Annotated in this window: 11 protein-coding genes; 7 read left to right on the forward strand and 4 right to left on the reverse strand. The window is 71.2% G+C overall.

Annotated features, from left to right (window positions below):
* On the reverse strand, positions 1-192 hold a 192-nt coding region (locus CCN29_RS15100; protein ID WP_442538380.1), incomplete at its 3' end, for an L-threonylcarbamoyladenylate synthase.
* 513 nt (positions 193-705) lie between these two features.
* Positions 706-879 carry a hypothetical protein gene (locus CCN29_RS35920; RefSeq protein WP_234315862.1) on the reverse strand — a complete coding sequence of 58 codons (174 nt, stop codon included), beginning with the start codon at positions 877-879 and terminating at the stop codon, positions 706-708.
* A gap of 28 nt (positions 880-907) precedes the next feature.
* Here CCN29_RS35920 and CCN29_RS35925 point away from each other — a divergent pair, with 28 nt between their 5' ends.
* The 3 genes from CCN29_RS35925 (at position 908) to CCN29_RS15115 (ending at position 3,812) form a co-directional block, all read left to right on the forward strand.
* Entirely contained in the window at positions 908-1,345 is a 438-nt protein-coding gene (locus CCN29_RS35925; RefSeq protein ID WP_234322473.1) for a ricin-type beta-trefoil lectin domain protein, read from the forward strand.
* 543 nt (positions 1,346-1,888) lie between these two features.
* Entirely contained in the window at positions 1,889-2,746 is an 858-nt protein-coding gene (locus CCN29_RS15110) for an NAD-dependent epimerase/dehydratase family protein (RefSeq protein ID WP_086682433.1), read from the forward strand.
* Positions 2,747-2,912: 166 nt separating this feature from the next.
* Positions 2,913-3,812: a LysR family transcriptional regulator gene (locus tag CCN29_RS15115; RefSeq protein ID WP_031023192.1), complete on the forward strand. Its 900-nt coding sequence runs from the start codon at positions 2,913-2,915 to the stop codon at positions 3,810-3,812.
* Between the two features lie 431 nt (positions 3,813-4,243).
* On the opposite strand, the gene CCN29_RS15120 is transcribed toward CCN29_RS15115, so the two are convergent.
* Positions 4,244-4,822, reverse strand: coding sequence for a TetR/AcrR family transcriptional regulator (locus CCN29_RS15120; protein ID WP_442538381.1), 579 nt, complete (start codon positions 4,820-4,822; stop codon positions 4,244-4,246).
* An 82-nt stretch (positions 4,823-4,904) separates the two neighbouring features.
* On the opposite strand from CCN29_RS15120, the gene CCN29_RS15125 reads away from it, so the two are divergent.
* Positions 4,905-5,510, forward strand: a complete 606-nt coding sequence (locus CCN29_RS15125; protein ID WP_031023194.1) for an NAD(P)H-dependent oxidoreductase — start codon at positions 4,905-4,907, stop codon at positions 5,508-5,510.
* Between the two features lie 243 nt (positions 5,511-5,753).
* On the opposite strand, the gene CCN29_RS15130 is transcribed toward CCN29_RS15125, so the two are convergent.
* Positions 5,754-6,623: an alpha/beta fold hydrolase gene (locus CCN29_RS15130; protein WP_031065410.1), complete on the reverse strand. Its 870-nt coding sequence runs from the start codon at positions 6,621-6,623 to the stop codon at positions 5,754-5,756.
* A gap of 309 nt (positions 6,624-6,932) precedes the next feature.
* On the opposite strand from CCN29_RS15130, the gene CCN29_RS15135 reads away from it, so the two are divergent.
* Genes CCN29_RS15135 through CCN29_RS15145 form a run of 3 tightly spaced genes read left to right on the forward strand, consistent with a single transcriptional unit; the run spans position 6,933 to position 10,210 of the window.
* A complete protein-coding gene (locus CCN29_RS15135) occupies positions 6,933-7,688 on the forward strand; it encodes a (5-formylfuran-3-yl)methyl phosphate synthase (RefSeq protein WP_031023196.1) in 756 nt (251 codons plus the stop codon).
* 8 nt (positions 7,689-7,696) lie between these two features.
* Positions 7,697-9,100 carry an aldehyde dehydrogenase family protein gene (locus CCN29_RS15140; protein WP_086682439.1) on the forward strand — a complete coding sequence of 468 codons (1,404 nt, stop codon included), beginning with the start codon at positions 7,697-7,699 and terminating at the stop codon, positions 9,098-9,100.
* A 3-nt stretch (positions 9,101-9,103) separates the two neighbouring features.
* Positions 9,104-10,210 (forward strand): NAD(P)-dependent alcohol dehydrogenase, encoded by a 1,107-nt coding sequence (locus CCN29_RS15145; RefSeq protein ID WP_031023198.1) that lies wholly within the window; start codon positions 9,104-9,106, stop codon positions 10,208-10,210.
* The last annotated feature ends 33 nt before the right edge of the window (positions 10,211-10,243 follow it).

Consider the following 10,243-nt stretch of genomic DNA (forward strand, 5'->3'; position numbering starts at 1 on the left):
GTGAGCCGCGTCGCCGATGTGGACGATCAGGGGGTGAGAGGGCGGGCGCCCCTTGACCTGGAAGATGCGGGAGACAGCGGCGGGATCCTCCGCGTTGGCCCCCAGACCGTAAACGGTTTCGGTCGGGAGGGCCACCAGGCCGCCGGCGCGCAGCACCTCGGCCGCCTTCTCGATATCACTGGTTCTTGCCATCACTCTCGCGATTCTCCCACCGCTCCGCTGCCAGGGAGTCCACGCCCTCGCAGCGGGCTGCTCTCGGGCAGATGCGTGCGAAGACGATCCTGGTTGCCGCCCGACGAGCTGCTCGTGATGCTCTTGCGCTCTCTCGACAGCAGCAGGCTCGAAGCGCCCACCACTCCGGCAGCCGCAGACCGCATTGCCCGCACTGCACGACGGCATACGAGGAGCTGGCGGCCCTGCGGGACGCACCGCGCACAGCGCCGGCGGAGGGGCTGTTGCCGTGGGGCGGCACGGCGTACGCGGCGGGTGGCCCGGACGAGCGGGCGGCCGGTGGCACCGGCGTGTGGCGGAGCGGGTCCGGCCCTGCCGGATCCGGGCGGGAATCGGAGGACGGGGAACGGGCACCGGACCGCCGGCGCACCGTGCTGGTGTCGGCGGTGCTGGGGGCGGCCCTATGCCGGTGGCGGTGTTCCTGGCGGCGCAGGGCGGATCGCCGTCCCCTGACCCGGTGGGCTCGGCGAACACTCAGGTGAGTCCACCACCGGTGGCGGTGACGGTGACGGCTACGGTGTCCAGGACGCCGTCGTCGGTCTCGACCTCGCCGTCACCCTCGCCGTCGCGGACCTCGAAGTCGCCCTCCCCGACAAGGGGTCCGTCACCGACGAAGACCGCGAGCCCGAAGCCGCCGCCCTCTTCCACGCGCCCGCTCTCCGGCTCGTTCGCGCAGGTGGTGAACGTCGCGTCGGGCCTGTGTCTGGACGTGAGCGGCGCCTTCACCAACGGAACCGATGTGATCACGGCCCTCTGTTCGTCGTCACGCGCGCAGCGCTGGCGCGTCGACGACGACCGAGGTTTGCTCCAGTCGGCCGCCGACCCCGACTTCTGCCTCGACAGCCGGGGAGCGACGCACCGGGGTGTCGGGATCTGGGAGTGTGACTCGGTGGAGGGCCGCAACGGCCGGAACCTGATGTTCGCGGTGGACGAGGACGGGCTGATCCGCCCAATCATCGCCCTCGGTACGGCGGTCACTCCGGACGGCGGAGCTGGGGACGGGCTGTCACTGGAGCGGCAGAGGGCAAACTACGTGCCGCCCGCAAACTGGCTCGTGAGCGTGTCGTCGCACGTATCGAGGCACGGCATGTTCTGGAGACAGCGGTTGTGGTGAACGCGGACGATCATTCCGAGGCGAAGCCTCGTACAGGCGACACGCCGGACGGCAGTGGACACCACTGAGAAGCACAGACACCCCGCAACACCACGCCGGACAAGCCGTTCCTCCACAGGGCGACCGATCGCGGCGCCGTCCACCAGCCCAGAGCCGTCGCTCCGCTCCGCAACACAGGTGCCGTCCTCGCACGCACGGATCGGCAGGAAATGTGTCGCCGGGTGCCAGGGTGCGTAGACGCTGCGGACCGTCCCGGAACCGTCCGCCCAGGAACCGCTGACAGGGTCAGGTTGTCTCCGTCGACTGCCGGCCCGCCGGGCGCTGGAGCGATGTTCGACTCGACGCCATGTCCAGGATCGGGCCATGCCCCGAGACCCTGAGGCGCGGCACGGACAACGCCGAACGGCTCGGGTGCGTCCGGCCACCGGCCCGCGTTATGCCTGACGGGTATCAGAGGAGTCGAAAGAGGTCTTGGACGGGGTGTCGTTGCCGGACGGAGGCTGTGGGGGCAAGGACATCGAGCCACTGACAGGAGCCAAGACCATGAGGGTGTTTCTCACCGGCGGATCCGGATACATCGGCAGGGCGGCCATCAGCGCATTGATCCGGCACGGACACACCGTGGAGGCCCTGGCCCGCAGCGACCGCGCCGCCGAAACCGTCCGTGCCCTCGGCGCTACACCGGTACGCGGCGGGCTCAAGGACCTCGGCGAGCTGAACGCCGCGGCTGCCCGTGCGGAGGCCGTCGTCCATCTGGCGCAGGCCGCAACCGGTGCCGAGGACCTGGAGGCCGCCGCCGCCATGCAGGACGGCATCGGCAGCGGCCCCTACGTGCACACAGGCGGCACCTGGGTGTACGGCGACACCCAGGGCGTGGCGGACGAGAGCGCCCCGTGGAACCCGCCGCCGCTGGTCGCCTGGCGCAAGCCCGTGGAGGACGCCGTCCTCGCACGCGCCCAGCGCGGTGGCCGCCCCGTCGTGGTACAGCCCGGATTGCTGTACGGCGGCGAGAGCCGTCTGATCGACATCTTCTTCACCACACCGGGCAAGGAGGCCGGCGCCATCCCCTGCATCGGCGATGGAACCAACCGCTGGGCGCTGGTGCACATCGACGACATCGCCGAGTTGTACGTCGCCGCGCTCAAGGCTGAGCCGGGTTCGGTGTACGTCGGTGTCGGTGGTGTCAACCCCACCGCCAAGGAGTGCGCCCTGGCGCTCAGCCGGGCTGCGGGCATCGAGGGCAGGGTCGCCTCGATCAGCTTGGAACAGGCCCGTGAACAGATGGGCCCGATCGCCGACGCCTTCGCGCTCGACCAGCAGTTCGCTCCGGCCCGGGCCAGGGAGGAACTGGGCTGGACTCCCGCGCATGTCGACCCGCTGGCCGTTCTCGCCCGTGGCTGAGCAGGCCCGCGCATCGCTGCCCGACAGCGTCGGCGGCGATGCGCGCCCGCCCGGTAGATTGGTGATCGACTGCCCTGGCCGTGCCGGAGGACGTCCAGGACGGCCAGGGTCCACAACGGCCGGCCGATCGGGTACGCCGTGGCGACAGAGCAGGCGGTGATTCCGGATGGATCTTGATCTGCGGAAGCTGCGCTATTTCGTAGCCGTGGCGCAGGAACTCCATTTCGGACGGGCCGCGGAACGGCTGCACATCGCCCAACCGGTACTGTCCCGGCAGATCCGCAGCCTTGAGGACGACCTCGGAGCGGAGGTGTTCGACCGTGGCCGCCGCGGAACGCTGCTCACCCCGGCCGGAGAGCAGCTGCTGGAGGACGCCCTTCCCTTGCTCGCCTCGGCCCAGGCACTGACAAGGCGCGTCAGATCGGCGGCCCAGGGCACCCAGGCGCTGACCATCGGCTTCATGCCCGGCATCACGGTCACCCCGGCCATGGTCGCCTTCACCGCGCACCATCCGGACGTCAGCGTGCGCCTGCTTCGCACCACGTGGGACGACCAGGTGGAGGTGCTGCTGGACGGCCGGGCCGACGTCAGCATCGTGCGCTTGCCCATCGACCGCAAAGGTCTGCAGATGCGTCCGCTCTTCCGGGAGCCCCGCGTCGTCATGGTGCCGGCCGGGCACCCCTTGGCCGGGAGGACGTCGGTGAGTATCAAGGACCTCGCCGCCGAGCACCTGCTGCAGAATCCCGACGCCGTGCCCGAGTGGCGCGACGTGGCACAGGAACCGCAGGGCGGGCGGCGCCCCGAGGTCCCGGTGATACTCCAGGTGGAGGAGAAGCTGGAAATGGTGGCGGCCGGAGCGGGTGTCTGCGTGCTCCCGCTGTCGACCGCCAATTTCTACACGCGGCCGGACGTGATCGCGCTGCCCGTGGAGGACATCGGCCCCAACCAGGTGGCCCTCGCCTGGGTGGCGGCCCGCCGCTCCCGCCTCGTCCACGACTTCACCCAGGTTGCCGCCGAAACCCTCGCCCGGCCCCACACCGAGGACCCGCCGCCGTCTTCGGAGTGAGCGGTTTCCACGCGGACCGGCCCCTCGACTCCAGCAGAGGGCGGGGCGCTCGCCGGGCGAGGTCGCCGCCGCCCAGCGGCAACCGTGAACCCGCCGGGCCCATGCGTCCCGGCGGACGACGAGCCTCCACCACCTACGCCGCAAGCGATGTCAACGGTCCCTTCATACGATGACGGTCGTCATGTCGATACGGGTACCGCCCCCTGGGGTACCGCGGGCGACGAGGCCGGTGACCTGGCCTTGCGGAAGCTGCTGCCTCGAAGCTCCTGCGGGACAAGTTCTCACGCATGCGGGACAAGCTCGAGCTGACCGGGGAGCATCCCGGCCACGGCCCAAGTGGTCGGTGAGTGCACCCCCAGCGGCCGCTCGGTCAACTGCTCGCAACCGCCCGAGGTTGGTGACACGGGAGCGGCTGCACGGCTCCGAGCCCTTCAGCGGGAGGCTTCGACGAGGCTGAGCAACACGGTGGTGATGGTCGATCGGGCGAGTTCCGGGCTGATCGTTTCACGGGCGGCCGCATAGCCGAGCGCGTCCGCGGCGCCTACGAAGGCGATGGCTGCTTCCTCACTGAGGTCCGCACCGCCGTCGGCGCTTCGTATGGCTTGCCGACAGATGTCCACGTAGCGGCGTTCGGATTCCCGCCTGGCTTCGTCGAGGGCTGGTGTGCCGGCGAGTGCGGCCGCCACTCCGCTGAGCTCGACGCCCTGGGAGACGATGCACGCGACGTGGGCCGTCGCGATCGCTTCGACCCGCTGCCGCAGATCCGGCGGCGTGTGCGCCAGCGCGGCATGCAGGTCGGCGAGGTGCCGCTGGTCGAAGTCCTGGTACAGCGAGAGGAGAAGCGCCGAGCGCGAGGAGAAATGATCATAGACGACGGGCTTGGAAATCCCTGCTCTGCTCGCCAGGTACGCGAGCGTGAGCGCGTCCGCACCTTCGGTGGCGATCACGTCGCGGGCAATGCCGACGAGCTGCGCCCGGCGCTCGGCACTGGAAAGTCGTCGCTCGGCCATGCCCGGCATTCTCTCACCCACGAGTAACCTACTACTAGTAAGCTACTAGTAGTAGGTTGTTCCCGAGGGAGAGAAGCTGTCGATGCACACGCTGCTGGTCGCCGCGAACCCTGACCCTTCGTCTCTCACGCATCATGTGAGGAAAGAGCTCGAGGCGGCACTCCGTCCCGTGTCCGTCGAGGCCGCCGACCTGGCCAAGGAGCGGTTCGATCCCGCGTTCACCCTGGCGGACCGACGGGCCTACCAGGGGAGCGGCACCTATCCGGCCGACATCGTGAGAGAGCACCGCCGTCTCGAACGTGCCACCGACCTTGTGTTGATCTTCCCCGTGTACTGGTGGTCGATGCCCGCGCTGCTGAAAGGCTGGATAGACCGCGTCTTCGTCAACGGCTGGGCCTTCGAGCACTCCCCGGCTTCGGGTCTGCGACCGAAGCTTCAGGCGCTCACCACGCACCTTCTGCCCATCGCCGGCGGCGACTCCGGCGCATATGAGCGCCACGGGTACGAGGAAGCGCTGCGAACGCAGATCGAGCACGGAATCGTCGACTACTGCGGCAGCCGGCGTGGTGCCACGGCGTTCGTCTACGAGTCCGAGCAGCCTTCCTCGGAGGCCACGGCGCGCAGTGTCGACCGCGCAGTGGGGATCATCAGTCAAGCCATTCATGCCCGCTCCCGGGCACTGCTCTGAGACCGTGTTCCGGTTGGCGGGTCGGCAGCAGTCGGTGCGGGCGCGGCGCTGCCGACCAGGGCCTGCCCGGAGACTGTTCTCACCGTGAGCGCCGGGCTCGTCGAGGACGACACCGGCGCAGGTGCATTCCGAGGCGACCGTGAGGTGGACGCCGCCGGCTATGCACAACGACGTCGTCGACGGGCACCCTCGAGCGTTCGGCGCGCCCGGTTGACCTGGGCGGGCCGAACGCCAGCGGGTGTCTTACGCGTCACCGTCCAGGACTTGGCGCAGACGGAGCGCGAACTCGTCCGGCTTCCCCGGGTATCCGAACTCCCCACCGCAGAAGCCGCCATGATGGCTGGGGAACACGACCGCCTTCTGCCCGAGGAGTTCGGCTGCCGCGGCGGAGGTGCGTGCCGTCAGCAGGTTCTCGGACTCCTCGCCCACCGCGATCACCACGCGGGTCGGCGCGGCGGTGATCGCGTCGGCGTCCGGCCGATAGCCGCTGACCGCCCACGACCGGTCCGACAGCAGGGGATCGTCGCGCGAGCCGTCGTCCTCGGTGGGCATCCCGAACGCGGCGGGGTCGGCCGCGGGCTGTGCGAAGTACGCGTCGGTGAACTCGCCCACCCACGAGGTCATGGCCACGAACGCCGCCATCCCGGCCCCCCACCCCCGCTCCTCGTACGCTTCCCGAACCCTGGCCCGCGCCCGCACGGCTGCGGGGCCGTCCGGTGTCAGGGTGATGAGCGGCGGCTCGTGCGCCACCAGCGTGGTCACGTCCGAGGGGTACTTCTCGACCACCGCGAGCGCGGTGACCGCTCCGCCGCTGCTGGCGAACATCTCGACGGGCCCGGCCCCGAGCGCCTCGATGACGGCGTGCACGTCGTCGGCCTGGGTCCGCGGTGCGTGGTCGGTTCGTCCGTCCCTGCGGACACTGCGGCCGAGGCCGCGCGGGTCGTAGGTGACGACGGTCCGTTCCGGGAAGCGCGTGGCGAGCGTGGCGAAGCCGGAAGCGTCCATGGGCTGCCCGATCATCATCAAGGGCGGTCGTCCGTCACCGGCCGGCAGCGGCCCTCGCACGTCGTAGACGAGGTTCGCGCCGGCTGTCTCAAGAGTGTGCGTCTTCATGCCCTTTCAGACCGACCCCGCCGCGGAAACTCATCGGTGCGGCTTGCGTCGGGTGGCGGACACGGGTGATGCGGCGTCACCGGCGTGGCGTCCGGCTCCTCCGTGCCTTCGCCCGGACCGTCGCCGCCCCCCCCGCAGACCCGTTCACGCCGGTGCGCACGGCGCGGCGGCATGCCCTGGAGCACTCCATCAATACTCTGTGCGCCCTTTTCGGCGCGAGGGGTGACGGAAAGGATGAGCGCACCACTCACAACCAGGCGATCCGGCCCGCGGTCAGCGACCGGGCGGGTTCGTGGCGAAGGAGGCCAGGTGTTGCTTCTCATCTCCCCGGACGGTGTCGAGGAAGCGCTCGACTGCGCCAAGGCGGCGCACCACCTCGACATCGTCGACGTCAAGAAGCCCGACGAGGGCTCTCTCGGCGCCAACTTCCCCTGGGTCATCAGGGAGATACGCGAAGCGGTCCCGGCGGACAAGCCGGTGTCCGCGACCGTGGGAGATGTCCCCTACAAGCCCGGCACGGTGGCCCAGGCCGCTCTCGGTGCGGCGGTCTCCGGGGCCACGTACATCAAGGTCGGTCTCTACGGGTGCACCACCCCTGACCAGGGCATCGACGTCATGCGCGCCGTCGTCCGGGCGGTGAAGGAGCACAACCCGGACGCACTCGTCGTCGCCTCGGGCTACGCCGACGCCCACCGGATCGGCTGCGTCAACCCGCTCGCGGTGCCCGACATCGCGGCCCGCTCCGGCGCCGACGCGGCCATGCTGGACACCGCCGTGAAGGACGGGACGCGGCTGTTCGACCATGTTCCGCCCGACGTCTGCGCCGAGTTCGTCCGGCTGGCCCACGCCTCCGGCCGGCTCGCGGCCCTCGCGGGCAGTGTCCGGCACGACGACCTCGGCGAACTCACCCGCATCGGCACGGACATCGTCGGCGTGCGGGGAGCGGTCTGCGAGGGCGGCGACCGCAACGCCGGGAGGATCCAGCCGCATCTGGTGGCCGCCTTCCGGGCGGAGATGGACCGCCACGACCGGGAGCGCACCGCCGGCCTCCCCGCAGCGCGCTGACCGCCGCCATGCCGACCACCGACCCCGCCCGCGTGCCCGACCCCGGGGCGGCCCGCTTCCCAGTCGTCGACCCCGCGACCGGGGACGTGTTCGACGAGGCCCCCGACCAGCAGCCGGACGAGCTGGACGCCGTGATCGACCGGGCGCAGCGGTCCTGGAGCGGCTGGCGGACCGACCCCGCCGCGCGCACCACCGCGTTGCGCGCGGCGGCCGACGCGGTGGAGGCGGCCGGCGAGGTCCTCGCCCGGTCGCTCACCCGGGAACAGGGAAAGCCCCTGGCCGAGTCGTACGCGGAGGTCGCCCGTACGGCGGCCCGTCTGCGCTACTTCGCGGACCTCGCTCCCCGGACCCGGCCGATCGACGACGGCCGGCCGGTGCGCAGCGAGATCCGGTGGCGGTCGCTCGGGCCCGTCGCCGCGATCGTGCCGTGGAACTTCCCTCTGCAGCTCGCGGCGGCGAAGTTCGCGCCCGCTCTGGCCGCCGGCAACACCGTCGTCCTCAAACCCTCTCCGTTCACCCCGCTGGCCACCCGCATGCTGGGGTCGGTCCTCGCCGCCGTCCTGCCGGAGGACGTCCTGACCGTCGTCACCGGCCGCGACCCCCTCGGTGCCCGTCTCGTATCCCATCTGGGAATCCGCCACGTCACCTTCACCGGATCGGTGCCCACCGGGCGGGCCGTCGCACGGGCGGCGGCGGCCTCGCTCACCCGGGTGACGCTGGAGCTGGGCGGCAACGATGCGGCCGTCCTGCTCGACGACGTCGACATGGAGCGGATCGCCGACCGGCTGTTCTGGGCGGCGTTCCGCAACTGCGGACAGGTCTGCATGGCGGTCAAACGCCTCTACGTCCCCGCCCGGTTGTACGCCGACGTCGTCGAAGCCCTTGCCCAGCGGGCGAAGACCGTCGCCGTCGGGCCCGGCCTGGACCCCGCCACCGAGCTGGGCCCGGTCAACAACGCCCCGCAGTTGGCCCGCGTCGAGGAGCTCGTACGGCAGGCACTGGCGGACGGCGCGCGGGTCGCGGCGGGCGGCCACCGGCTGGACGGGCCGGGCTACTTCTTCGCTCCCACCGTCCTCGCCGACGTGCCGCCGGACAGTCCGGTGGTGACCGAGGAGCAATTCGGACCGGTGCTGCCGGTGCTTCCGTACCGGAGTCTCGACGAAGCCGTCGAAGCGGCCAACGGAACAGGCTTCGGTCTGGGCGGCTCCGTATGGGGCACCGATCTCGACCGCGCCGAGGCGGTGGCCGAGCGACTCGACTGCGGCACCGCCTGGGTCAACCACCACGCGGAACTGTCCCTGGCCCAGCCTTTCGCCGGCGTCAAGGACAGCGGCGTCGGTGTCGCCGGCGGGCCGTGGGGGCTGTACGGCAACCTCCGGCCGTTCGTCGTCCACCGCCCGCCGGAGGCGTGACACATGAGATTCCAGGCAGCCGTACTGCGCTCGTACGACGCCCCGTTCACCATGGAGGAGGTGGTTCTGCGGACCGAGCCGGCCGTCGGCGAGATCCTGGTCGAGATCGCGGGCACCGGAATGTGCCGGACCGATCTCGCGGTCCGGCGGTCGGCCGGCCGGAGCCCGGTCCCCGCCGTCCTCGGCCACGAGGGCGCCGGGGTCGTGGTGCGCACGGGAGGCGGCACGGACACCGGGATCGGTGTCGGTGACCACGTCGTGCTCAGCTTCGACTCCTGCGGGCGCTGCCCGACCTGCCGCGGTGCAGCCCCCGCCTACTGCGACTCCTTCGCCTCCCTCAACCTTTTCGGGGGACGCGAGGAGGAACCGCCCCGACTCACCGACGCGTCCGGCGAGGCGCTGGCACCCCGCTGGTTCGGGCAGTCCTCGTTCGCCGAATACGCCCTCGTCTCCGCTCGCAACGCCGTACGGGTCGACCCCGCCCTGCCGCTCGAACTGCTCGGTCCCCTCGGCTGCGGCTCCCTCACCGGTGCCGGAGCCGTGCTGAACACCTTCGGCGCCGGCCCCGGCGACCCGCTCGTCGTCCTCGGCGCGGGTGCCGTCGGCCTGAGCGCGGTGATGGCGGCGACAGCCGCGGGGGTGCCGACCGTGGCCGTCGACCGGCATCCCGGGAGGCTCGCCGCGGCCGAGCGGTTCGGCGCGATCCCACTGCCCGCCGCCTCACCCGGCCTGCCCGAGCGGATCCGGCGGCTGACCGACGGCGGCGCCCGCTACGCGCTGGACACGACCGCCTCACCCGAGCTCGTCAACCAGGCGCTCCACGCGCTGCGTCCCACCGGCACCCTCGGCCTGGTGGCGCGGCTCCACGGTCCGCTCACCCTCGAACCGGGCACCCTCGACCGCGGCCGCAGCGTGCGCCACATCTGCGAAGGAGACGCCGTGCCGGCGCTGTTGATCCCCCGGCTGATCGGACTGTGGCGGGCCGGACGCTTCCCTTTCGAGGAGTTGATCCGCACCTACCCCCTGTCCGACATCAACGAGGCCGAACACGACTGCGACGCGGGCCGTGCGGTCAAACCCGTCCTGCTCCCGGACCGGACGACCCGATGACCGACGACCGATGACCGATGACCGATGACCGAT

Source organism: Streptomyces pseudogriseolus (genome assembly GCA_002154585.1).
Lineage (GTDB): Bacteria > Actinomycetota > Actinomycetes > Streptomycetales > Streptomycetaceae > Streptomyces > Streptomyces pseudogriseolus.

Coding starts and splice junctions, on each gene's coding strand:
- CCN29_RS15145 (WP_031023198.1), top strand. CDS start 9,104: ATGAGATTCCAGGCAGCCGTACTGCGCTCGTACGACGCCCCGTTCACC.
- CCN29_RS15140 (WP_086682439.1), top strand. CDS start 7,697: ATGCCGACCACCGACCCCGCCCGCGTGCCCGACCCCGGGGCGGCCCGC.
- CCN29_RS15125 (WP_031023194.1), top strand. CDS start 4,905: ATGCACACGCTGCTGGTCGCCGCGAACCCTGACCCTTCGTCTCTCACG.
- CCN29_RS15130 (WP_031065410.1), bottom strand. CDS start 6,623: ATGAAGACGCACACTCTTGAGACAGCCGGCGCGAACCTCGTCTACGAC.
- CCN29_RS15115 (WP_031023192.1), top strand. CDS start 2,913: ATGGATCTTGATCTGCGGAAGCTGCGCTATTTCGTAGCCGTGGCGCAG.
- CCN29_RS15110 (WP_086682433.1), top strand. CDS start 1,889: ATGAGGGTGTTTCTCACCGGCGGATCCGGATACATCGGCAGGGCGGCC.
- CCN29_RS15120 (WP_442538381.1), bottom strand. CDS start 4,822: ATGGCCGAGCGACGACTTTCCAGTGCCGAGCGCCGGGCGCAGCTCGTC.